This is a genomic window from Shewanella colwelliana (assembly GCF_001735525.1).
GTDB classification, from domain to species: Bacteria; Pseudomonadota; Gammaproteobacteria; order Enterobacterales; family Shewanellaceae; genus Shewanella; species Shewanella colwelliana.
Map to the genome: position 1 here is coordinate 293610 of NZ_MCBT01000043.1, position 25191 is coordinate 318800.

General features: G+C 46.0%; 22 protein-coding genes. 9 read left to right on the forward strand and 13 right to left on the reverse strand.

What is annotated here, in order from left to right; all coding sequences use genetic code 11:
• The first annotated feature begins 3 nt into the window (after positions 1 to 3).
• Together fis and BEL05_RS14390 are read left to right on the forward strand one after the other, a co-directional pair.
• On the forward strand, positions 4 to 309 hold the full coding sequence (fis, locus tag BEL05_RS14385; protein WP_011864135.1) for a DNA-binding transcriptional regulator Fis: 306 nt from the start codon (positions 4 to 6) through the stop codon (positions 307 to 309).
• 680 nt (positions 310 to 989) lie between these two features.
• Positions 990 to 2522, forward strand: a complete 1533-nt coding sequence (locus BEL05_RS14390; RefSeq protein ID WP_028764505.1) for a leucyl aminopeptidase — start codon at positions 990 to 992, stop codon at positions 2520 to 2522.
• A 116-nt stretch (positions 2523 to 2638) separates the two neighbouring features.
• Here the strand turns inward: BEL05_RS14390 and BEL05_RS14395 are convergent, their stop codons facing one another.
• The 4 genes from BEL05_RS14395 to BEL05_RS14410 form a co-directional block, all read right to left on the reverse strand.
• Complete coding sequence (locus tag BEL05_RS14395) at positions 2639 to 5770, reverse strand: efflux RND transporter permease subunit (protein WP_069671569.1); 3132 nt, start codon at positions 5768 to 5770, stop codon at positions 2639 to 2641.
• A gap of 12 nt (positions 5771 to 5782) precedes the next feature.
• Positions 5783 to 6850 (reverse strand): efflux RND transporter periplasmic adaptor subunit, encoded by a 1068-nt coding sequence (locus BEL05_RS14400; RefSeq protein WP_028764507.1) that lies wholly within the window; start codon positions 6848 to 6850, stop codon positions 5783 to 5785.
• The gene (locus BEL05_RS14405) at positions 6847 to 8244 is read right to left on the reverse strand and encodes a TolC family protein (RefSeq protein WP_069671570.1); all 1398 of its coding nucleotides are present in this window, start codon (positions 8242 to 8244) and stop codon (positions 6847 to 6849) included. Before BEL05_RS14405 ends, BEL05_RS14400 begins: the two co-directional genes overlap by 4 nt.
• Positions 8245 to 8358: 114 nt before the next feature.
• A complete protein-coding gene (locus BEL05_RS14410; RefSeq protein ID WP_028764509.1) occupies positions 8359 to 8766 on the reverse strand; it encodes a hypothetical protein in 408 nt (135 codons plus the stop codon).
• 321 nt (positions 8767 to 9087) lie between these two features.
• Between BEL05_RS14410 and ric the strand changes: the two genes are divergently transcribed.
• Complete coding sequence (gene ric / locus BEL05_RS14415) at positions 9088 to 9825, forward strand: iron-sulfur cluster repair di-iron protein (protein ID WP_037428876.1); 738 nt, start codon at positions 9088 to 9090, stop codon at positions 9823 to 9825.
• 27 nt (positions 9826 to 9852) lie between these two features.
• On the opposite strand, the gene BEL05_RS14420 is transcribed toward ric, so the two are convergent.
• The 8 genes from BEL05_RS14420 to lptM form a co-directional block, all read right to left on the reverse strand.
• Positions 9853 to 10428, reverse strand: a complete 576-nt coding sequence (locus BEL05_RS14420) for a HupE/UreJ family protein (RefSeq protein WP_069671571.1) — start codon at positions 10426 to 10428, stop codon at positions 9853 to 9855.
• A 134-nt stretch (positions 10429 to 10562) separates the two neighbouring features.
• Positions 10563 to 11027, reverse strand: coding sequence for an Sbal_3080 family lipoprotein (locus BEL05_RS14425; RefSeq protein ID WP_028764511.1), 465 nt, complete (start codon positions 11025 to 11027; stop codon positions 10563 to 10565).
• Between the two features lie 124 nt (positions 11028 to 11151).
• Positions 11152 to 11868 carry an HAD-IA family hydrolase gene (locus BEL05_RS14430; protein ID WP_175427347.1) on the reverse strand — a complete coding sequence of 239 codons (717 nt, stop codon included), beginning with the start codon at positions 11866 to 11868 and terminating at the stop codon, positions 11152 to 11154.
• Entirely contained in the window at positions 11864 to 12757 is an 894-nt protein-coding gene (gene xerC / locus BEL05_RS14435) for a tyrosine recombinase XerC (protein WP_069671573.1), read from the reverse strand. Before xerC ends, BEL05_RS14430 begins: the two co-directional genes overlap by 5 nt.
• A 7-nt stretch (positions 12758 to 12764) precedes the next feature.
• A complete protein-coding gene (locus BEL05_RS14440; protein WP_028764514.1) occupies positions 12765 to 13403 on the reverse strand; it encodes a DUF484 family protein in 639 nt (212 codons plus the stop codon).
• Entirely contained in the window at positions 13403 to 14239 is an 837-nt protein-coding gene (gene dapF, locus BEL05_RS14445; RefSeq protein WP_028764515.1) for a diaminopimelate epimerase, read from the reverse strand. Before dapF ends, BEL05_RS14440 begins: the two co-directional genes overlap by 1 nt.
• Positions 14240 to 14288: 49 nt before the next feature.
• Entirely contained in the window at positions 14289 to 15533 is a 1245-nt protein-coding gene (gene lysA / locus BEL05_RS14450; protein WP_069671574.1) for a diaminopimelate decarboxylase, read from the reverse strand.
• A gap of 4 nt (positions 15534 to 15537) precedes the next feature.
• The gene (gene lptM / locus BEL05_RS20940) at positions 15538 to 15705 is read right to left on the reverse strand and encodes an LPS translocon maturation chaperone LptM (protein WP_245686999.1); all 168 of its coding nucleotides are present in this window, start codon (positions 15703 to 15705) and stop codon (positions 15538 to 15540) included.
• 484 nt (positions 15706 to 16189) lie between these two features.
• Here lptM and cyaY point away from each other — a divergent pair, with 484 nt between their 5' ends.
• On the forward strand, positions 16190 to 16522 hold the full coding sequence (cyaY, locus tag BEL05_RS14455; RefSeq protein WP_028764517.1) for an iron donor protein CyaY: 333 nt from the start codon (positions 16190 to 16192) through the stop codon (positions 16520 to 16522).
• A 34-nt stretch (positions 16523 to 16556) separates the two neighbouring features.
• Here cyaY and BEL05_RS14460 read toward each other — a convergent pair whose 3' ends face one another.
• Positions 16557 to 18977, reverse strand: a complete 2421-nt coding sequence (locus BEL05_RS14460) for a class I adenylate cyclase (RefSeq protein WP_083250362.1) — start codon at positions 18975 to 18977, stop codon at positions 16557 to 16559.
• 197 nt (positions 18978 to 19174) lie between these two features.
• On the opposite strand from BEL05_RS14460, the gene hemC reads away from it, so the two are divergent.
• The 5 genes from hemC to BEL05_RS14485 form a co-directional block, all read left to right on the forward strand.
• Positions 19175 to 20104: a hydroxymethylbilane synthase gene (hemC, locus tag BEL05_RS14465; protein WP_069671575.1), complete on the forward strand. Its 930-nt coding sequence runs from the start codon at positions 19175 to 19177 to the stop codon at positions 20102 to 20104.
• A gap of 4 nt (positions 20105 to 20108) precedes the next feature.
• Positions 20109 to 20840 (forward strand): uroporphyrinogen-III synthase, encoded by a 732-nt coding sequence (locus BEL05_RS14470; RefSeq protein ID WP_069671576.1) that lies wholly within the window; start codon positions 20109 to 20111, stop codon positions 20838 to 20840.
• 56 nt (positions 20841 to 20896) lie between these two features.
• On the forward strand, positions 20897 to 22039 hold the full coding sequence (locus BEL05_RS14475) for a uroporphyrinogen-III C-methyltransferase (protein WP_069671577.1): 1143 nt from the start codon (positions 20897 to 20899) through the stop codon (positions 22037 to 22039).
• Entirely contained in the window at positions 22036 to 23202 is a 1167-nt protein-coding gene (locus BEL05_RS14480; RefSeq protein WP_069671578.1) for a heme biosynthesis HemY N-terminal domain-containing protein, read from the forward strand. Before BEL05_RS14475 ends, BEL05_RS14480 begins: the two co-directional genes overlap by 4 nt.
• 289 nt (positions 23203 to 23491) lie before the next feature.
• On the forward strand, positions 23492 to 25191 hold a 1700-nt coding region (locus BEL05_RS14485; protein WP_175427346.1), incomplete at its 3' end, for a retention module-containing protein.

Consider the following 25191-nt stretch of genomic DNA (forward strand, 5'->3'; position numbering starts at 1 on the left):
CGAATGTTTGATCAGACAACTCAACCAGAAGCTCACCAGCTTACCGTAGGCAAAATCGAAACCGCTAACGGGACTATCAAGCCTCAGTTACTACGTGACGCAGTTAAGCGCGCAGTAACTAACTTTTTCGCTCAAATGGACGGCCAAGAAGCTGAAGAAGTTTACGAAATGGTGTTATGTGAAGTTGAAGCACCTCTACTAGATATCATCATGCAGCACACTCGTGGCAACCAGACTCGCGCTGCCAACATGCTAGGTATCAACCGTGGTACTCTACGCAAAAAATTGAAAAAGTACGGCATGAACTAAGACTAACGTCTTAACTTGTTGTATTGAAACGGGCTTTCCAGCAATGGAAAGCCCGTTTTGCTATGCGTGCTACACACGGAAAAATATGAAGAACTGAAATCCCTCTAACCAATGTAAAACTAAAAGTAGCGGCTAACTAAGTGAAAGGGTTAAACGATGACTATCATTCCACTCAAGTTGCTCATATGCTAAAACAAACTACAAAGCCTTCTCACTCTCCACAACAGCCTCACCCTGTATCTCATCGAGCCACTTATCAAGCGCTATCTTCTTCTCATTGATATAGTGGCTGCGGTTATAGCTCCCTGCCACACCCGAGACTGAGTGGCCTAATAGGTGCTCTACAACATGAGGTGGAATGCCTAAGTCGTTAAGCCGAGTCGCAAGGGTTCGCTCAGCTTTTTTACTGTTAGCTTTAGGGACTGTCTATAGCCCTTTATCGAAAACCCATTCATTCCAAGAAGGCCAACGAACCTCCTAGTTTACGCCAGCTGCGATTTGGCCCGCTTCAGTTTCGGCTAACTTTCATTTTGTACACTTATGTGACACACGGTCGCGACATATAGCTCACGTGTTACTGATTGAACAAATTAAGACACTATATCCCTAACGCTATAGGTAGACAGCGTTCACTCACAATACAAACTAAAAATAAAATCCAGCGTCATCTAGAGACAATTATGCCAACTAAAACAATACTTTTACCCTCAATATTAAGCCTTAGCCTACTGAATGTTTTTGCTGCCAATGCTGAAACCTTTAAGTTTGTCGACCAGCAACCTGAAACCGTCGACACCTTAGTCGTTTTCCAAACGGGCGAAACCACTTCGCCACAATTAACACACCTTGATGAACTCTCTAAACAGCAGATAACTCAGGCCTTAGCACTGCAAGGTTTTACGGGTGAAGCCAAACAACTCGTTGAAGTGCTCATGCCACACGGTATTAACGCTAAGCGTTTACTTGTCGTCGGCGTGGGGAATGAACCACAACTTCAGCCAGGTGATATCAACAAGCTCGGAGCAGCTATCACCGCTCACTTTCAAAAAACAGATAATGAAAATATACACCTACTCACAACAGACATAAGCAATGGGGTGAGTAATGCCAGCTTTGCCGCTGAACTCGCCCATGGTATTAATCTGCGTGCTTATCAATTCGACAAGTACCTCACTAAGAAAAAGCCTGCAGAAAAACACTACACAATCAGCGTAGCGAACCCCAGTGCCGCAACAGATAGATATCAGCAACTCGCCGCCATTGAGAAAGGGGTATTTTTAGCTCGAGACCTTACCTCGGAGGTACCCAGTGCCATGACGCCTGTCGATTTTGCCGACGCGGCCAAAGCACTCAAAAAACTAGGGGTAAAGATCACCATCTTAGCGCCCAAGCAGATTGAAAAATTAGGAATGGGGGCGCTGCATGCCGTTGGCCGTGGATCACATGAGGGAGCACGTTTAGTCATCGCCCACTGGCAAGGCAACAGTGATGCACCTATCGCCTTAGTCGGTAAAGGCATCACATTCGATTCTGGCGGCTACAACATCAAGGCGACAGGCGACTCTATATCACGGATGAAATCTGACATGGCGGGTGCCGCAGCGGTACTTGGCACCATAAAAGCTATGGCTCTGCAGCAAGCTGATGTCAATGTCGTCGGCGTTATGGCGATGGCTGCCAACATGGTGTCAGATACCGCCTTTGCACCAGGAGATGTATTGATGACGGCTGAGGGGCTCAGTGTCGAAGTACTCAATACCGACGCTGAAGGTCGACTCGTCCTTGCGGACGGTATGTGGTACGCGCGGACACACTACCAACCTAAGGTGATGGTGGATATTGCCACCTTAACGGGCTCAAAAGTACGCGCATTGGGCAAACGTTATACCGCAGTATTTAGTGACGATGACACCCTAGTCGATGAGCTAACCTTCTCTGGTCGCGCCGTCGATGAACAGCTATGGCGCTTACCTTTAGCCTACGAAGACCTATTAAAAAGTCCGATTGCCGACCTTAAAAATGCGGGATATGGTGGGCCAGGCGCAACCACTGCGGCAGTGTTCTTAAAGCAATTTAGTGGCGATACAAAATGGGCACATCTCGATATTGCTGGCAGCGCGCTCGCTGCCAAAGATGAAGGTGTCACGCCCATAGGTGGCACTGGGCATGGGGTACGTCTATTAAGTCACTGGATCATGAATCAATCTCAGTAAGCTTTAGCTCATAGCGTCAGTAGTTACTAACACTCACAAAAAGCCCTGCATTGCAGGGCTTTTGTTAATCAAGCTATTTTGGCCTACACAGTTTCGCTCACCCTTGCTGGGTTCGCTTACCTATGACGACTTTGCTTATGCTCACTACGCTGGTGCCCCATACGATAAAGAATGGGGAGCACAAATAGCGTCAGTATCGTCGATGAGATAATCCCGCCAATCACTACCGTTGCTATGGGACGCTGCACCTCAGCGCCAGTACCTATATTCAGCGCCATCGGCACAAAGCCAAGGCCAGCCACCAGCGCCGTCATCAGCACTGGCCTTAGCCTAATTAGCGCGCCATCAATAATCGCAGGTATTAGCTCGCCTTTTTCTTGATACAATTGGCGAATAAAGCTTAGCAACACTAAGCCATTAAGCACCGCCACACCTGAGAGCGCAATAAAGCCGACACCTGCTGAAATCGACAATGGCATATCCCGTAGCCACAGTGAAATGACCCCGCCAGTTAAAGCCAGTGGAATACCAGTAAAGATAATTAAAGCGTCTTTGACAGAACTAAAGGCCATGACTAGCAAACCTAGAATAAGCGCCAGTGTTAATGGCACCACAATCGATAAGCGCTGACTTGCCGATTCTAATTGCTCAAAGGTACCACCGTATTCAAGCCAATAACCCGCAGGAATATCTACCTCTGTAGCAATTTGCTGTTTAGCCTCACTAACAAAGGTACCTAAATCACGACCACGCACGTTAGCACTAACCAGAATTCGGCGCTTACCGTTTTCACGGCCGATCTGATTTGGCGATGGCGCTATATCGAGCGTTGCCACTTCCGATAGCGGCACATACTCGCCTGATGGTAGCATTATTGGCAGTTCGTGCAAGTACTCTACATCTTGGCGGATCGCTTCAGGTAAACGCACGACCATTTTAAAGCGGCGATCGCCCTCAAAGATAGTACCTGCTTGCTCGCCCCCGACTGCGGTAGCAACAAAATCTTGCAACTGATCCACTGTTAACCCAAAGCGAGCCAATGCCATACGATCAGGTTGGATCGTGAGCATTGGTAAACCAGTGACTTGCTCGACTTGCAGATCGGCAACACCATCGATCTTTTCTAGCACTTCATGGATCGCGTTAGCTGAAGCTAATAGCTGTTCGAGATCATCACCCACAACCTTAATCCCCAGATCAGCGCGCACACCTGAGATCAATTCGTTAAAGCGCATCTCAATTGGCTGTGTCAGCTCAAAATTATTACCCGGTTGCCCAGAAACAGCAGCTACAATGTCAGCCGCTAAAGCGTCGTGACTCATCTTAGGATTAGGCCATTCATTACGCGGTTTTAGCATAATAAAGGTGTCAGCAATATTTGGCGGCATAGGATCGTTAGCCACTTCTGGCGTACCGATCTTAGAGAACACATTTAGCACCTGTGGGAAATGTTTAATGCGATCTTCTAACTGCATCTGCATATCTACCGATTGCTCAAGACCTGTTCCCGGAATACGGATCGCCTGCAGCAAGATATCTTCTTCATTGAGCTGTGGAATAAACTCAGATCCTAGCGTCGTTGCCAACCAGATAGAGAACCCCACTAACGCCATAGCCGCACCGAGTACCAACCAACGCAGTTTCATCGCTGCAATGAGTAACGGCTTATAAACTGATTTAGTGGCGGTAATAACACGACTCTCTTTTTCAGTCACTTTGCCTGTCATAAACAGCGCTACAGCAGCTGGTACTAGCGTTAACGAAATAACTAGGGCTGCAAGCAGTGCCATCACTACGGTTGCTGCCATAGGGTGGAACATCTTGCCTTCAACGCCCGTTAAGCTAAATAGCGGAATGTAAACTACGGTAATGATCAGCACACCAAATAGGCTTGGGCGGATCACTTCATTAGTCGCTTCAAACACCAGTTGCAGACGCTGCTTACGAGGAAGCACCTGCCCACCATTTTGCACCTGTGCCTGACCTAACCTACGAATAGCGTTTTCAACAATAATTACCGCACCATCTACGATCAGACCAAAATCGAGTGCACCAAGGCTCATCAGGTTAGCCGAAACACCTGCTTGCACCATACCTGTCATAGTGGCGAGCATCGCTAACGGAATAACTGCTGCGGTGATAAGTGCGGCTCGTGCGTTACCCAATAGAATAAACAACACCACAATAACTAGTAGTGCACCTTCAACTAGGTTTTTCTGTACTGTATATACTGCTTTATCAACCAAAGTGGTGCGATCGTACACCGCTTCTACTTTTATGCCATCAGGCAATGACGCTTTAATATCTTCAAGCTTAGCGGCAACCGCCAGCGACACCTGACGTGAGTTTTCGCCCACCAGCATCATGGCGCTACCCAGTACAGTTTCTTTACCGTCACGGGTTGCCGCGCCGGTGCGCAGTGCTTTACCTATGCCTACGTTGGCTACATCACTTATAAAGACAGGCGCACTATCAATATGCTTAATAACCACTTGCTCAATGTCGCTAATGGTCTTGAGCTGCGCAGCCGAGCGAACCGTTAGCTGTTGCCCTTCTCGTTCAATAAAGCCTGCACCACGATTATTGTTACTGGTTTGCAAAGCCAACTTTATATCGACCAAAGACACACCGTATTGCAGCATGCTCGTTGGTAATGGCGTGATATGGTATTCCTTATCATAGCCACCAATCGTATTGATCTCGGTAACACCCAGGACTTGAGCTAACTGCGGCTTAATGATCCAATCTTGGATCTCTCTAAGCGCCGTTGCATCAAACTCGCTGCCATCGGCTTGTTTGGCATCCGGTAGCGCTTCAATGGTGTACATGTAGATCTCACCTAGACCAGTAGAGATCGGTCCCATCTCCGGCTCGATATCACTGGGTAACTTGCCCTTGATCGCGTTTAAACGCTCATTGATCAAGTTGCGGGCAAAGTACAGATCTGTGCCCTCATCAAACACCACTGTTACTTGCGATAACCCATAACGCGATAGTGATCGAGTATAAGAAAGCTTAGGGATCCCCATTAACGCATTTTCGATCGGGTAAGTAATTCGCTGTTCGGTTTCTAGCGGTGAATATCCCTCAGCGCGAGTACTAATTTGTACCTGCACGTTAGTAATATCTGGAACTGCATCAATTGGCAGTTTTTGATAGCTCCATAGCCCTACTGCTACTAGCAGCATGGCAAGGAACATCATCATCCAGCGTCTATTTATCGAGAGACGCAATATAGATTCAATCATTGTCGTCTCCTTTTAGTGCACGTGGCCAGCGCTTGATTTCTCAAGATCTGCCTTCAACAAAAAGCTCTTTTGCACCGCATATTCTTCGCCAGCTATGAGTCCTGACAACACCTCTGTCATTTGGCTATCGCGCAGGCCAAGCTCAACCACACGTTTTTCAAAACCTTCTGCATTGCGCACAAACACCACTTGTTGGCCTTCCATTTCTTGCAGCGCAAGGTTGTCAATCATCAAGCCAACAGCTTGCTTGCTCAAGGTGACGTAACCAGACACTAGACTGCCCAGCGGCCATTGGCCGTTAGTATTATCAAGCGGTGCACGTGCAAGCTGATATAACTGTCCTTGTGGCGCACTCAATAGATATTCAAGCTTCGAATCAGCTTGCTGCTGTGTGCCAGTGACCAATAACTGCTGGCCTACCGCAACACTGCGCATTTGCGCAGGAAAGATCTGATACTCAGCCCAAAGGCGACTGTCATCGATAATGCTTAGCAATACATTATCGATTGCCATTTCACCTGCATTGGCGCTCCGTTCAACGACCATGCCTGAAATAGGTGCTTTGATTGAGTAACGTTTTAGGCTTGAGTTAGACTCAACTTCAGCGATAACTTGTCCAGCTTTAACCCTATCGCCTACGTTAACTTTCATTTGAGTAATTAAACCAGCAAAGCGAGCTTTGACTTGGCTGCTGGCAGCTTCTGGCAATACGGTACGGCCATACACGGTAACGGTTTGCTTAATATCACCCGCTTGAGCAATTTGAGTCGCAATACCTGAGCGCTGCATCTGCTCTGGACTAATATGCACTTTGCCCTCTTCATGCTCATTGTGGCCGTGTTCATCATGCCCATGCTCATCCTTATGACCATGATCATCATCGTGCTCATCCTTATGACCATGTTCATCCTCATGCTTATCATGTCCGTGCTCGTCATGACGCTCTGCTTGATGCTGATGTTCAAGCTCATGGGCGTGATCATCTGAAGCATTCACCGGCATAACAAGCATACAAGCTGTAATGGCCGCAGTGACAGCAAGATGAACGAGAGAAAATTTTGTTAGTGTGTTAGCGCTCATTTTGCGTGTCCTTTAGCTGCGTTAGAAATAGCTGCGTTAGAAAAGTCTGCTGGATCGGAAAAGTCATTAAAGAAAGTATGTTGTGAGGCAGGTAGTGGTTCGGCAATCAATTGCTCAATATCGACGCCGTAACGCAGTGCAGAGGCCGCTGCATCAATCAGTGCTCGACGAGCAAATAACAGCTCTTCACGCGCAGTTAAATAATCAAGATAGCTATACAAGCCTTGCTCATAAGCTCGTTTAGTGTCTTCAAGGGCTAAGGTTAAGGTAGGAATAACACTCGCTTGCAAACGATTAACCGTCACCATCGCCTGTTTACGGCTAGCATAGGCGCGATATAACTGGCCATAAAGCGCTAATAAAGCCACTTCTCGGTTAGCAAGCACTTGCTCTTTTGCCGCTTGAGCAGAAAGGATTTCGCCAGCATTTCGCTCACCATTAAACAGCGGCATACTAAAGCCAGCAGTCAATGCCATATCGTTGGTTTGCTGAAACTGTTTAACGCCAACCGACCAGCTGATATCACTGCTCGACTGGGTTTTAGCAAAACGTAGTTCAGCCTCTTTGAGCTGTGCCAGAGTTAAATAAGCAGTGATAGCTGGGCTGTACTTTACCTTCTCGAATAATGGTTCGAGCGCGACATCATCACTAAAGGCAAACAAGTTGCCTTGCAGCGAATCAAAGCCGACCTGAGATTCCCCCCACATCATGCTTAAGGCTAATTTAGCGTAATCGAGCTGTTGCAACTGAGTTTCGGCAACCAGTTTTGCATTGAATACAGCGGCTTGAGCGCGCTTCACTTCTGCATCGGATGTCACCGCAGCTTGAGCGCGCTTAGCCACAACCGTTTGTGTTTCTTCGGCAAGCAGTAAGGAGTCAATGGCAAGCTCAAGTTGAGACTGCGCCGCCAAGACATCAATATAACGACGAGTCGCTTCTGCTAGTACGTTTAAAGCGGCAATTTTTTGCTCAGCATCTAATACAGCACGCTGTTCACTGACAATACCGCTACGGGCATCCAGTTTATCGCCGAGCTCAATCACCGATGATAGAGACACGCTAAACTCCGCACTGTCGATGCCTTGAAACTCGCCGCTTCCCATTATGTTGTCGGCATCAAAGCCTATTTCAAAACCCGGTGTCAGCGCTTGTGTTTGCGCGGCACCATCGAGTGCCTTAGCTCTAAACTGAAACACTTTAAGGGATGGGTGCTGTTGTTGGACCCGTTCGATAACTGTAGTTAACGACAGCGCCTCTGTTGGCGTTTCCGCCTTTACCACCAAAGGCGCGGCAAGAAAAAGAGCAATAATAACGAGGGTGCTACAAAGCCCTCGCCAAAGACAACGCATAGCCACTTTTAAGGCGTCGTTGCCAACATTAGTATTATAAAACATCAGAGAATAAGCCTCGATTTAATATAAAAATACAGAGCTGTTAGTTAAACCTGCAACAGGCCCAACAGATCTTTAGCAAGCCATTAAAAGCTCACTAAACTGATAAGATTTTGATTAAACGGTTAAGGCTTTAGGGGGGCGTAGAAACGCGAAGTAAGGGGATTCAACAGAAATAGAGCTAAAGGTAAAAGTGTGGCTATTAGGACTTACCGCCATAGACTTTAGCGCAGTGACAGGATGCATCAAGGTCATACAGCATGAGCAGCAGTTATTGCTGCATTCGACGCAGTCATCGTCTACATGGCTTTTTATGTCATCCTCATCACATTGTGATTGGCTATCGGCGCTTTTAATTTGCTCAACAACATAGCTTACGTCACTGCCACAATCATCGTGGGCCGAAGTACAGTCGTCAGCCATGGTCACCATAGATTGCATCGTTAAAATCACGATCAATAACATCCGCCCCAGCGCTGCTGGAGAGATGATTAATGCGCGAATAAAACGACCTAGATTAAACATTATGGCTTAACACGACCTTTGCTTTTGTTGACAATCATTACTGAGCTTGTTGGACACTTAAATAGCTTTTACTGCCAGCTAGTGTAAATTAATCACTATTAAAACACTATTCGAATAGCCAACTTAGCGCCGCTGTCCGATAAAAATATCCAAAAACCTCGACAAGCCCACATTAACGTCATCGCTTCTTCACTACCTATATTGAGTTATTTTATAGCAAAAAGTGTGATTACCCGAGCATTTTACTCAAGTAATAATTGAGCCCAACTAAAGGTGCTAATAATATACTTGTTACATATAAAACATACCTTGGAGATGTCAATGTCTCAACCAAACACACTTGAGTCGAAAACCCTTCAGACCAAAGAAGATCTGCTCGCTGCGCGCGTTGGTGAGTTAGTCGCTAACGATTTCCGCACAGCCCATCTGTTTAGTCAGTATGGTATTGATTTTTGTTGCGGCGGTGGCATCAGTTTAGCGCGAGCGATTAAACGTTTCGATGCCGATGAAGCCCCTCTGCTTGACGCCTTGATAGCCTTAGATGCTCAAGGCGATAAACTTCAAGGTTTAGAGCAACTGCCCCTCCCCGACTTACTTAACTATATCGAATCGACTCACCATACTTTTGTGAGAGAAAAAGCGCCTCTGCTAGTGGAATACAGCCAAAAGATGGTGCGTGCTCACGGCGAAAACCATGCTGAAATCAAACCATTGGCAGGCTGGATCCATGCATTAGTGGAAGACTTAATGCCGCACCTGATGAAAGAGGAACAGATATTGTTCCCGGCAATTCTAGGCCTGCACAACCAAGTTGAAATGCAAAACTGCTTTGGCCATATCGGCAATCCTATCAATGCTATGCAGTATGAGCATGATGATGCATTGCAGATCTTCGAGAAGATCAGTGAGCTCACGAATGGTTTTACTCCGCCAGCGCACGCTTGCACGACCTGGCGTGTTTGTTACGCCACCCTGGCAGAGTTTGAGTTGGATCTAAAGCAGCACATCTACTTAGAAAACAATCTCCTCTTTCCTCAGGCACTAGCACTAACACTGTAATATTCGTCATCGACAGTCTGCAGTACCTCAAAACCCCATTAATAAATAGCCGCCAGTAGCGGCTATTGCGACACCAGCTAAACGGGTCAGCGGCCATTTCACATTGATATTTTGCATGATAAAACCCAATGCAACCCCACAGATATGGATCACCGCTGTACCAGATAAAAATCCTAATGCATAAAGCACAGGGCTCGCTAGTTCTGGCATCTCTGCGCCATGAGCATGACCATGAAAAATCGCAAATAAGCCAACGAAAGCCATCGCCGCATAGAGCGGAATACGCTTATCTAAGGCGATAGCACCGCCTAGCAATAACACTGACAATGCAATACCAATTTCGACAAAAGGCACCGCAATGGCAAACACACCCAATACCCCGCCCACTAACATAAACGCCATAAAGGCCAACGGCACACGCCAAATGGCATGACCCCCTAACTGAGTGCTCAGTAGCCCAACACTTAGCATGGCAAGTAGGTGATCAAACCCCAGTACAGGGTGATTGAAGCCAGTGACAAAACCTGCTCCGCTAGTGATTTCATGGGAAAATGCGGGGGCAGTCCAGCAAAGTAGTAATAGGGGAAGTAGTTTCTTTAGCATCTATAGGTCTCATTCCGTGACATTGAAAACAGACAATAGATTAAATTAGTGACAAGGACTGTGACCAAAAATAGAAAATGGCGTGATCGATAAGAAAAATAAAAAGGCTCGTTAGCAACGAGCCTTGATGCGGTTTAAATGGCCACCTGATTTAACGGCGACCAACGCAATGATGCCTGTTTTTGCTCAATCAATTGTTCTATTAACTCTCTGATTTTTGGCTCCGCATCAATGAACTTATTCATGTTTGCGCCACCCATACGCGCATCATAAATGGCTTCACCATCTAGCTTGCCATCGCGAAATACTCTTATCTCAGCATAGACCATGTATAAAGCTAAATCCCATGCCCAGTTTGCCGTGTATGTGGCTGTCCACTCACATTGCTGGCTGGCATCTAACTGATCGATAATACGATACTTAATCTTTTTCTCTGTCAGCACTTTCTCGACTTCAGCAAGAAATCCTTCACGTACATCGGGGTTTTTCTGAATGCACACTTCATCACTATTATTAACTTGAACAGGGTCAACTCGTTGCTTAATAGAGCAAGCTGTAGTCATCGCCAATACCGCAATAGTCACTAAAACCTTTTTCATGATATTCCCTATCATTAACAGTTAATTAAATTACTCATTATGTAGAACATAGGAATGATATCAGTCGAAGGCATGACAAAATAGCACCTTAGGTTGGTTTATTGGTACTAAAGCGATAATTGCCTCAAATAAGGTTGAGCAAATCACTTAATGCGGACAGCTGTATATGCGGCAACATCCCGCTACCAGCAAGTTGAGGTTGGCGGCCGACAGCGGGATTTAACCAAGCGACTTGGCAACCAGCTTGGCGCGCACCCTGTACGTCAGCCTTGAAACTGTCACCAATATGCAACAGTTGCTTACTTTGGATACCAAGACGATGATAAGCCTGATAAAACATATCTGGATGGGGTTTCATGCGCGTGCCGTTACCTGGGTGCAGCACAAATTCAAACACGTCTTGCAAGCCGATATTTGCGGCGTCAACGTTACCGTTGGTGATACCTATCAAACGGTAATGTTCACCTAAAGTGCCCAACATCTCCAATATTGATTTAGCGACAACAAAATCCGAACGCTGTGTTAGAAAGTAATCCAGCCCTTTTTGCGCACCTTGCGCCGCGCACTCAGTATCATAACCCAGTGCCAATAACCCCTGCTCTAACGTCAGTAAACGCGCCGCTGAAGTATCATGTTTTAACAATGGAAAATGGTCAATGAGCGCCTTCTTTAAGTGAAGCCAGTCCTCAAAATCCCAACCTGTCGTCAATGGATAGTGCTTGGCTAAAAATGCCAATAACTTTTGCTCGGCATTGATAATAATAGGGCGATTGTCGTACAACGTATCATCGAGATCGAAGCTGATAGCGGAGATCAAATGCGGTTTTAAGGCAGTATTAATCATTGCCACCTCGCTTCTTGGCTCTTGGATGAGCGCCATCATAAACTTTTGCTAAATGCTGAAAGTCTAAACTGGTATAAACTTGAGTGGTTGATAGATTCGCATGGCCTAAAAGCTCTTGTACTGCCCTCAAGTCGGCGCTTGATTCCAGCATATGCGTCGCAAAAGAGTGGCGTAATTTATGTGGATGCACTCGCACGTTCAAACCTTGTTGTTGGCCCCATTTATCAAGGCGCGCTTGAATACTGCGATGTGCTAAACGCTTGCCCTTAGCTGTCACAAATAGTGCATCATCTTCGCAAGCTAAACTGGCCCGCAGTGGCAACCACTGCGCTATCGCGTCAATCGCCAACCGACCAATAGGTACAATGCGCTCTTTACTGCCCTTGCCCATTACCTTAACTTGATGCTCACTGAAATCGATATCCAGATGATTTAAGGCTGCAAGTTCTGCCAATCGTAATCCTGACGAATAGAATAGTTCCATAATGGCCCTATCTCGCACCGCCAGTAAGTCATCTCCCTCAATTGACAGCAGATGAGTCACGGCATCCAGATCCATATTCTTAGGTAATGGCTTACCCTGTTTTGGCGCACTAAGATTGGCTGCAGGGTCGACCGTAATCAAGGATTCCTGCATCAAAAAGTGAAAAAACTGCTTCAGTGCCGAGAGAGATAGAGCGATTGAACGCGCACCCAACCCTTGTCTATGCAAACGGTTAAGTACACCTTGCAACTGCTCACTACTCAATTGCTGCCATTGAGATCCCTCAGCTAATAGCTGCTCGACTCGGCGCAATTCAAAAAGGTAGTTTCGTACAGTGTGCGGTGACAATTGACGCTCTGAAGCAAGATAGGTTTCAAAGCGCTCAATCAGACAAGTAGGCATTAGCGGATTACAATTTTGGCAGAAGATGATCAAGCAGTTGCTTGAGCTGATCTAATAGCAAGTTATCCATCTCAGGATGGAAATGCATTGGGTCTTTGCTAGCGATAGCAAAAATCACTTGGCCACACTGTTCCGACAGGCGAGACAGCGCTACCGATCCGACCTCACTGCCAAATAAACGTTTAGATTCTGTATTGGTTAAACGGCCAAAATAGTAGCCTGGCTTTAACCTATCCCGCCATATATTCGACAATTCACTGTCGATATCATGCACGGTAATTAACCTTACATGGGTAAAATTAAACTGCTCTTTTAGCTCGACAGACAGTGTTTGCCTTAGCTCACCAAGATCTTCGGCTTGGAGCAGTTTCAATGACAGCGCAGTATTAAACATGTAGATCTGTTCGTTACGCGTTGCCATGGCCATTAAAGAAGTGATCTCCTCCTCTAGTTGCGCCACACGTCCACGTAGCATCTCTTGTTTACGCTCAACCAGCGAGACAGCTCCACGCTGCGCATGAGGAATCCGCATAGCCAATAACAGCTCAGGATAACGGCTAAAGAAATCAGGGTTGTCGAGCAGATACTCGCGTATCAAGATCTCATCAAAAGGAAGTGGCGTCTTCTTATTCATAACGTCTGTCATTACTGTATCTGTCCATCATATACATGCTCTGCAGGCCCCGTCATCCAAAGGGGCTTACCCTCGCCTTCCCAATTAATCGTCAATGTTCCACCAGGCAAATCGACACGCACGCGGCTAGCCAATTTGCCTTGAAGTTGGCCAACCACAGCTGCAGCACATGCACCACTGCCACAGGCCAAGGTTTCTGCCGCACCACGCTCATAGACTCGCAGCTTAATATGGTCACGACTCACGACTTGCATAAAGCCTACATTGACCCCTTTGGGAAAACGCTCATGGCTAGTCAATAAGGCGCCTAGGTTGGCGACATCGGCCGTTTCAATATCTTCGACATCAAGCACGCAATGTGGATTACCCATAGACACTGCGCCGCATAAAAAGGTTTGTACACCTGTCGCGAGTTCCGTTTGCAACAAATAGGTTTTTTCTGCTTTTTTAGCCGTGAATGGAATACGGCTGGGGTCCAAAATTGGAATCCCCATATTCACAGTCACATTGCCATCTTTCTCTAAGCGTAAAGTGATTTTCCCGGATGAGGTGCTAACCTTGATTTTTTGCTTATTTGTCAGACCTTTGTTTCTGACAAAGCGCGCAAAACAGCGAGCACCATTACCACACTGCTCAACTTCACTGCCATCGGCATTGAAAATCCGATAATGAAAATCTAACTCAGGATCATAAGGCGGCTCTACCAATAATAGCTGGTCAAAACCGATACCAAAGTTTCGATCAGACAGACGTTTTATCTGCTCCGGCGAAAAATAGACATTTTGTGTCACGCCATCGACCACCATAAAGTCGTTGCCTAAACCATGCATCTTGGTGAATTGGATCAAAAGAGTGTTCCTTTAAATAACTGAGCTAACTAACTTTCACATCCCCCGATTATGGGAGCAGTTGTTCACCTTGCCATAGTTGAGCGATTTTTTCTCTCTCTCGCACTAAATAATGTGCGCTACCATCAACCATCACTTCGGCCGCACGCGGACGAGAGTTATAATTCGATGACATAGTAAAACCATAGGCACCAGATGAGCGAACCGCGAGGAGATCGCCAGATTCAAGCACTAGCGAACGATCTTTACCTAAAAAGTCACCCGTCTCGCAAACTGGGCCAACAATATCATAATTTAGCGTGTCACCTTGACGTGGATTAACCGCAATAATGTTTTGCCAAGCACTGTAGAGTGAGGGACGAATTAAGTCATTCATCGCACCATCGACTAAAGCAAAGTTTTTCTCGCTGTTCTGCTTTAAGTAGAGCACTTGCGTAACAAAAATGCCCGCATTGGCGGCAATTGCGCGACCCGGTTCAAAGATCAATTTCAGCTCACGGCCTGCCAACCTTTCTAACAATGCCGAAGCATAATCACTAGGTTGCGGCGGTACCTCATCATCATAGGTAACACCTAAGCCGCCACCCACATCAAGATGAGATATGCTAACGCCTTTTTCTGCCAAGCGATCGATAAGGCCTAACATTCTGTCCATGGCATCGAGAAACGGTTGTATCTCTGTCAGTTGCGAGCCTATATGACAATCTGCGCCTTTGACCTCCAGCCCAGCTAGTTCATGGGCGCGCAAGAAGATAGCTTCCGCCTCTTCCATGGCGATACCAAATTTGTTCTCTTTAAGACCCGTAGAAATATAAGGGTGAGTACCAGCGTCAACATCAGGGTTAACACGCAGAGACACTGGCGCGACTTTCCCCAGTCTTAATGCCACTAGGTTTAACTGCTCAAGCTCGGCAGCAGACTCAACATTAAAGCAGTAGATACCAAGCTCTAATGCCATCTCCATTTCACTGACGGTTTTGCCCACACCAGAAAACACCACTTTTTTCGGGTCGCCACCGGCTTCAATTACCCGAGCAAGCTCGCCACCTGAGACAATATCAAACCCACTGCCTAAACGGGCCAGTACATTGAGCACGGCCAGGTTTGAATTCGCTTTTACCGCATAACAGATGAGGTGGGGATGGTTGGCCACTGCGTTATCAAAAGCATGCCAATGACGCTCTAATGTTGCACGAGAATAAAGATATAACGGCGTACCGTAGGTTTGTGCTAACTGAGCTACGGCACAATCTTCAGCCTGTAGTTCGCCATCTTTGTAGAGAAAATAGTCCAAGAGATTATTCCTTATTCTTCTGTGATGCTTGTTCGACTTTGTCGCTATTGTCTTGTTGTGGTTGATTATCTTCCACTTCAGGCGCTTTATAGAGAGGACCTTTTTGACCACAAGCCACTAAGGATAAGCTACCAAGCAGTATTAAGGAGATTAACTTCATTTTGCTTAACATCAGAAATTCCAGTATCTAAAAGTCAAAGGAGGCCCATGATTGGTGCCATTGTGTTGGACATACCTAAGCAGGGTTTGCTTGGCAACCTGCTCAAAGGGATATTATCCCCCTCAGTATAAATGGATAATTATCACTTCAATCGTCAAATATGCAGTACTAATCGCTAAAAACATAAGTTTAATAAAATCGATTTAGGCAATTTATCCCAACAGTGCGCAGCCTTAAGGGCAATTCAACGGTGCAGTGACAACGGCGCAAAAACAAAGCTTAGGTATATCGACTCTGATGTTTGCAGAGTTAGGTATTGCGCGTCAAGCAGATATCGGCCTAAACCATGCCATAGTGAATATATTTAACTTGGAGTCTGGCGATTTATCATATTCGGCCAATAACACCCATTTCCACATGAAAAAATTATGGAGCATCTCATGCTGCATTGTTACTATGTCGCCATTGCAAATTATTCCAACTCAAGGATGCCCCAATGGCAATGACAGACTCCGAGTATCATCAACTCGCTGATGAGATGTTCTCCGCAATAGAAGATGCCATAGAATTGGCTATCGATGAGCAAGATGCCGATGTGGATATCGACGCATCGGGTAACGTGTTACAACTCGAGTTCGAAGACAGATCAAAAATCGTCATCAATAAACAGGAACCATTGCATCAAATTTGGGTTGCGACCCAGTTTGGCGGCTATCACTTTTCTTTTATCGAGGGAAAGTGGCTCGATGAACGCAGTGACGCGGGCGAATTTATGCCATTTGTCATCGCATCTATTCTGCGCCAAGGTGGTATACAGCTTAAGCTCTAGCCTAACCCTTTATGCGGTGTGTCAACCCACACCGCTAAAACTCCATTTCAGCTTCATTGATATCCACTCCAAAAGGCACGACTCGTAGCTTTCCCTCTATACGTATTAGCCTAAAAAACTGCGGTAAGTTAAAGCGTTCAGTTTCCAAGTAAGATTCATCGAAGGCGTGATGGTGACTAACTTGACTAACGAGTTCGTCAACATTCGTTCCCGGCTGCACATAATGTTCAAGTTCATTTTCTTCATTAAGGATATAAACATCTATCCCCTCTTTGTCTTGACGAAGAAAATATTGAATAGCACCAACGGCGGCAAAATCACCAATTACTTCAGGAATTTTACTAAAGGGGTCATTGCCCAAATCGGGCCGAGGCAAGGCGAGCATTCTGTGCTTAGAGAGTCGCTGATAAAATGCTTTAGCATCGCTCAAGTCCTGATACATCATCCCTTTGGAGTTAAAAAACAAACCATATTTAACTTTACCGACCTGCAAAGGGTGCACCATGGTCGATGAAGTACGCGCTTGTCGACTTAAACGATCGGCACGATGAATCAGGGTGGTAACAGTGCGTTCAAATTGAGTTTTTAAACGGTTAGAACAGCTAATCACGTCAACATCTGTACTGCCATTGGCTCGCTGCATACCTGGAGTTACGTATACCAAGGCATCCAAAATTGCGGTGTCACCTTCAAAATGATGGCAATGCCACTCTCCCCAGCTATTTTGGCAGATAACATCCAGTGAACTCAGCATATTAATACACTGACGTCCAAGCGAAAAAATATTGGCATTCATATAATCGACCATAATCTCCTGACCACGCCAACCTTGGGTTGGATCGGTATTAAAATTAATCAAGAAGATCACTTTACGAAAATGCCAAGGCTGACAAAGATCCATCTTAGACACCCGCCATGAACCCGTATTGACCATCGCAGGCAACCGGCGAGCAGCTTTTGTCAACTGAGTGGACTTTATGGCTTGCTGTGCATAGTCATGCCAAGTGGTTCCTTCGGTAGAAACACCATTTATCGCTGCCCAAACTAATAGTTTTGCCTTGCTATGAGAGTGGTAAACCGCCCGATTTCCCATAAATTCTCTGGCATTTGGCATACACCGATACAGATAATACTCTTGAGTTTTTGGACTAAAAATAATGGTGAGATGTGGCTCTGCAATGGAGTGGCTCCAGAGACGGTTTAAAGCAATAATCTGCTTGTCATCATCACTAAAATAGGTATGCAATTTACGCGTTAATAAACCTAACTCAGATATTTTTAGGCTTTCACTCAACTTATTAACCGAGGCAAATTGCAATAAAGTCTGATAGCTACCTAACATCAGCTCATTCAACTGCTCATTAAACCATTGCAGCTGACCGCAATGCCATTGACCACACTCATCTAAGGTACTTAATAGGTTATCCGACCATCCCCAATCCTGAACTAAAGCGCCCAATTTGTGGTAACGCCAATCTTTAGGGTGATCGGCCACCGACAACCGTATGCCACACTTTAAATAGAAACAGCGGCGTACAATCTCTAAACGCCTTGGATCTTTCTTTTGGATTAAATAAGATTCAATCGACTCATACAGTAGATAGTAAGCATCATTAAACGCTGAAAAATCGCCAGCTAACGTACGCTGCCATACTTTGGTGGTCACTAACTCTGTGTCAGGATAGTCGCTAGCATATGCTTCTAATAACATTACTTTTAATAACGCTTTATGCGGTTTATCCAGCCCTTTGTATAACTGCCACAATGATGCGCCAAAATATTCACTTGCTGGAAGATGGCTAACGTCCCCCAAAAAAAGGTGACTTTCACTCGTTGCCGCATTCGGCCACCACGCTACTCGCTTGCCCCCTAAACAGATATGACTGCGATAGAACTCTTCTAGCAATAACCAATGTTGGGCACTGCCACTACTTTCACAGCCCAATGCTGCACCCGCTTCCTCTTTGCCAGCTTTTGAGAGTAGGAACTGCTTAGGGTGCACGAGATAGATATTGACCTCTAAATCATGACGCTCAAACCACTGAGTGATTTTAGTGGCCTTTTGCGCCAACAGTTCACGTTCTTCATTGGACAAGGTTGGGTCATAAACTATCCAAACATCGATGTCACTTTTAGGGTTTTGCCCAAAGCTTGCGGTGCTCCCCATAGAATAAACGCCATAGATAGCGCTTTGCTGTGAGTGAAAAACCACGGGCTTGGCAAGCGCCAATGTTTGGCACGCCTCTAGCGCTTTGTCATTAGGAAAGTAATCAGCGATTCCAGAAGGGGTCATTGCGCCGTTGTAGCCAGGATAACCAGACCGATGATAATGAAAAAGTAATGGGATTAAATGAAATAGGTGCCGCTGAAGCGGAGTAAGTATAGCGATAGCTCGCGCCATACGAACCCGATTTAAGCGATCTGCAGTGTCGACAAAGTACTCGTTGTCACTCAAGGCCAAAACCTACTCATAAATAGATATCATCTACATGCTAACACCTTGTCACAAAACAGCAAGCAAACGAGACGTTGATCACACTTTTTATTGATCTAGATATGGGTACACTTCAAAGAATCAGCAGCACTTTCTTACATCTACTTGAAACCAATGTTAGCATTAGCGCAACTATAGCCTCTGATGGAATATCGAGCATGTCTCAAAACGTCATTCGTATCGCTACACGTAAAAGTCCACTTGCAATGTGGCAAGCTGAATTTGTCAAAGCTGAACTAGAAAAAGCTCACGAAGGGCTTGTGGTTGAGCTGCTACCTATGAGCACGAAAGGAGATGTCATTTTAGATACTCCGTTGGCAAAAGTTGGTGGTAAAGGTTTGTTTGTTAAAGAGCTTGAAGTTGCAATGCTCGAAGACAAAGCCGATATTGCGGTACATTCAATGAAAGATGTACCTGTCGATTTTCCAGAGGGTTTGGGTCTTCAAGTGATCTGTGAACGTGAAGATCCGCGTGACGCATTCGTCTCAAATACCTATAAAACCATCAGTGAGTTACCTCATGGTGCCGTTGTCGGCACATCAAGCCTACGTCGCCAGTGCCAAATCAGAGCTGCGCGTCCAGATCTCGAAATCCGCGACCTTCGTGGTAACGTGGGTACCCGTCTTGCTAAGTTAGATAGTGGCAATTATGACGCCATCATCTTGGCTGCTGCGGGCTTGAAACGCCTGAAGCTAGAACAGCGGATTGCTAGCTTTATCTCAGCCGAAGAGTCACTGCCAGCTAATGGCCAAGGTGCCGTAGGTATTGAGTGTCGTACCACCGATGAGCGCGTTAAAGCCCTGCTTGCACCTTTAGAGCATATCGAAACCCGCTACCGCGTGATAGCAGAACGCGCAATGAATACTCGCTTAGAAGGCGGCTGTCAGGTACCTATTGGGGCCTATGCAGAAATAGTGGGTGAGACACTTACCCTTCGTGGTTTAGTGGGTAACCCTGATGGTAGCCACGTTATCGAAGGCACCACCTCTGGCCAAAAGACAGATGCAGAAGCATTAGGCATCGCATTGGCTGAAGAGTTATTAGCTAAAGGCGCTAAAGAGATATTAGACGCCGTATACGCTAAGTAGCCAAGTGAAAGTCTTACTGACGCGCCCTGAGGGGCGCAATCAGTTTGTGGCTAAGGCACTTACTCAACAGCAGGTGCCTTACTGCATTACACCTCTGCTAGCGGTGACGGCCACCAATGATATCAATGACCCAATCGCCTTAGGATCATTTCGCAATGCCGATATCGTTATCTTTATCAGTACCAATGCAGTCGATTATGCCGCCCAGGCACTAAATAATCAGTTTCCCAATCATCCCCGCTATTTTGCCGTTGGTAGAGCAACCTACTTAGCGCTCAAAGCACTGAATGTTGATGCACTAGAAGCCCCCCAAGATTGTCAGCAAACAGAGGGCCTACTCACCCTGTCTGCACTACAAGATTTAGTAGGGAAAAATGTCACAATAGTCAGGGGCATTGGTGGACGAGAAGCACTCGCAGAACAACTAAGACAACGCGGGGCCAATGTCCACTACTGGCAGGTTTATCAACGCGTCGCTCCCTCACTCACTCCAGCTGTTGCTGCACAATGGCAACAAGATAAGATAGACACCATAGTGGTCACTAGTGGTGAAATTCTTGCTAATCTAATCAAACTTGTTCCTAAAGAACTATTTGCTTGGCTGCACGCATGTCATATCATAGTCCCCAGCGACCGTGTATATGATCAAGCGATCAACGCTGGTTTTAATCGTGTTACCAACGCTAAAGCAGCCAATAACGATGCCGTACTCAAAGCCTTAGGAATTTCAGCCTAAGTCGTTTCGCCCTCTCTGCATCGATTATCTGCCTTTCGTCATCAAGGATCTGTTGAATGGAAAATAAAATGCAAGAAAGCCAAACGGTTACACAGACAGCAACCATCAATGAAACCGTCGACGCCACCTTTGCCGAGTCGGCTAAGCCAACAGATAAAGCCGTTAAAGCCGATACCGAACACCAGTCTCGTGGGGTTTCTTGGGGATTTCTATTTAATCTTGTATTCATTCTATTGTTACTTTTCGCCACCTCTAGCGGTGGGTTTTATCTTTACCAAGAGCTTACACTGCAAAAAGAAAAGTCAGCTGAGTTGGCCTTACAACTTCAGCAGCGTCTCAATGACCCCGTCGCTCGTATCACTCACTTAGAGCAACAGCAACGCGTTGTTGAGCGTAATTTTTCCGCTAAATTGAACGAAGTCACCAGTACTCAAAACCAAGTTCAAGAGCAAGTAAATAAGCTCGCTCAACGGAATCCAAATCATTGGATGGCTGAAGAGGCTAAATATTTAATGAGAATGGCCGGTAGTAAACTTTGGTTAGAAAACGATCCACAAACTGCACTAGCACTGTTAGAAGCCGCTGATGATCGAATAGAAACCATGAAAGACCCCTCATTAATACCGCTACGAAAAGCATTAGCACAAGATATGACCAATGTCGCAGCAATCAAAACCACTGATGTTGCGGGGACAGTTTTAACCCTCGACACCATTATTAATAACCTCAATGCCTTAAAACTTAATCGCAGCGAATCAGAAATCACCACGACTGATGACTCGTTAGCCATGACAGAGTCTCTAGATGATTGGCAAAGTAACTTGGCAAAATCATGGCAAGCGTTGATCGAGGAGTTTGTTGTGATCCGCAAACGCACCACAGATCACGCGCCACTGTTAGCTCCTGATCAGCAATGGTATTTGGTGGAGAACGTACGTAACAAGCTATTACAGGCCCAACTCGCCCTATTACGCCAAGACCAAGTGAATTACCGTCAATCAATAGGGTTAGCGAGAAAGTGGATTTTTCAATATTTCGATCTGGGTGACCAAAAAACAGAGCAGACACTTCAAGCACTGGATGCACTCGTTACGTTAGAGCTTCAAACCCCGAGCATTCAACAGTTTGCTGCGACGCCCTTGGTAAAGCAACTCGTTACACATGGTAGCCTGACAAAAGTTCAGGAGACACCACAATGATTAAAGCGCTAATCTATTTAATTATCATACTCGTTGGATTGGTCGTCAGCCCCTATCTATCTTGGTTTAACGGCTACATCTACATCGCCATGGGCGATTATGAGTTAGAAACCAGCTTAATATTTGCCTTATTAGCTGCGATTCTATTTTACGCTATCTTAGTGTTACTAGAGTGGTGCGTGGTATGGACTCTAAACCTGCTACTTAGCAGCCGATTCTTACCTGAAAAGTGGCGTCGGAAAGCCGCTAGGAAACACACCTTGCTAGGTGCCCTTGCATTAGCTGAAGAAGACTGGCCTATGGCAGAAAAAGCCATGGCAAAAGGGGCTAAAAAAGGCGAGATCCCTGCACTAAACTTGCTCGCCGCAGCGCGTGCTGCACAACATCAAAATGACCCAGAAGCAAGAGATAACTATTTGGTTGAGGCAGCTAAGGAGCCGCTTGCAGCTAAAGCGGTCACAACAACGCGTATTCGCTACCTATTGCAACAAGGTGAGCTTATTCAGGCGCGAACCCAGCTTGACGCGCTTAATCCAACCAGTAAAAGTAAGCTACCGCTATTGCGTTTAGCCGTTGAGCTGTACCGTGCCCAGCAAGATTGGGCTGCGATGAAATTACTGCTTCCAACCATCGCTAAGCGCAACGTACTTAGCAATGATGAATTTACACAGCTAAACTTACAAACTAACCATGCGCTATTAACAACTGCGGCAAGTAATAGTGAACAGGAGCTTGAAAAGGCTTGGCACTGGTTGAGTCGCTCAGAGCGTAAGCAAGCTAACTATATTGCGCTTTATGCCGAAGGTATCGCTCGTTATGGACGCCAAACTGAATCATTAAAGTTACTCATGAAGCAGTTGAGGCATGAAGCTTACCCAGAGATACTTGACGCACTTACAAGGGTCATTACGCCTGCCGATTTAGATGCCCGCAAACAGCTGTTCGATTTAGAAAAGCGCTATGTTGACAACGCCGACTACCAAGCCTGCATTGCGACAATTTATGATCAAAGCAAAGAGTTCAGAGCATCCAAACAGTGGTGGGAAAAAGTGTGTCATCAAGCTCCCTCAAAACAACACTGGATAGCCCTTGCAGAAGCCCAAGAACATCTTGGGGAGCAAAACTCAGCGTTACAGAGTTACCGCAAAGCGGCAATTTTTTGACGCTTTTTTATACTATTTACTGCTAAAAACCACCTTCATTGGTGGTTTTTTGTTCTCACCAGCATGCAAGCATCATCAACACTAATGATAATCGTTATAAAAACAGCCTATTAGTTTTATAAATTAAAAAGTTATAAAAAAACCTATAAACCCCTGTCTTCCTGCGTCATTTGACTCTATTTCAAAGCCAACCACACTTATAGAGATAAGTAAGGTAGAGCAATAAATAGCTAGGGCAAAATAGATGATATTTGCCCTAGATCTTAGTCAAAGTAGGGCGGGTACAGTTATGGGCGCATCAATTACAACACAGGACGCAGTAGTAATTAATCTTGTCGGTCAACTCAAGGTTAAAGATGAACAGGGAAATGTCAGAGAAGTCAAAATTGGCGACTTGATTCGTTCGGGTGAGCAACTCATTTTTGCACCCAATGCAGAGTTTAAACTTGAATATGAAGACGGCTCATTAGCGAGTCAGACTAATTTACAACAACCTCCAGAAGAACAAAGTACTGCAGCAGCAAGCACAGAAATTGATGCCACCAATGAGCTAGCAGATGGCCCAGTCTCATTAGATGCTGAAATTGCCGCACTACAAGCCCAAATTTTAGCCGGTGACGACCCAACCCAAGGATTACCAGAAACGGCAGCTGGTGCTGGTACAGCAGGTAATGAAGGTGGTTCAGACTTTGTTACCTTAGGACGTGCTGGTGACGAAACGATTGCAGGAGCAGGCTGGGATACTACAGGTTTCACGACCACTACAGATACCCCACCAGAAACTGTTACTATCCCAGAGCAACAATTAGCTGCCCCTACAGTATCCTCTGCAGTCTTCTCAATTTTTGAGGCCAACATGCCTCAAGGTAGTGACCCTTCAGCACTATTAACCAATCTTGCAGCCAATATCCAAACTAATGCAGAACTGGGAATAGCAAGCCTAACAATCAATGGTTTTAATATTATCAACGATGGACAATTTGCAGGTCCCATTGTGATTAACACCCCGAATGGTGTACTGACCATTACCGAATTTGACAACTCAACGGGTCAGTTTGTCTATGATTACGCGCTCAACTCAAGTGTCGATCACAGTGCGAATGACCAACTTCAATTGGTTTTCAACATCGAACTGGTGGATAGTGCAGGGAATGTCGCAAACGGCAGTATTACCGTTAATATCATCGATGACCAACCCGAAGGCGTTGCCGATACCAACAGTGTGACTGAAGATGGTGCAGCTCAAATTGCAGGTAATTTACTGGTTAATGACACATTAGGAGCCGATTCAGCTGCAATCACAGCCATCACGAATGCTCAAGGCACCTCTGTGGCAGTGTCTACATCAAATACCATACAAGGTGACTTCGGTTTACTAACGATTTTTGCTGATGGTAGCTATACCTATCAACTTAATAATGACTCTAATGCTATACAGTCGCTGGCCTTAGGTGAACAGATTAACGAATCGTTCAACTATTTACTCACTGATAGTGATGGTGATGCCGTACTAGTTCCATTAACCATAACCATTACCGGCACTAACGATCTCCCCGTCTTAACCGTGGATGCCAGCGGTGCCGTAACCGAAGATGACAGCAATCCAAGCCTCAGTGACAGCGGCGCGCTCAGCTTCACCGATGTCGACACCACTAATACCCACAATGTCAGCGACGTCTACAACGGCGATATAGCCTGGAGCGGCGGGGATCTAACCACCGTGCTTAGCCCTGCCCAACTGGCTAGCCTCGTCGATGGCTTCAGCGTCGACAGTAACAGCTGGGATTATAGTATTCTTAACAGTGATGTGCAGTTCCTCGCCCAAGGCGAGACCATCACCTTAAGCTTTGATGTGACCGTCACTGACAACGATGGTGGCAGCGACACCAAGACCGTCAGCCTCACCATTACCGGCACTAACGATCTCCCCGTCTTAACCGTGGATGCCAGCGGTGCCGTAACCGAAGATGACAGCAACCCAAGCCTCAG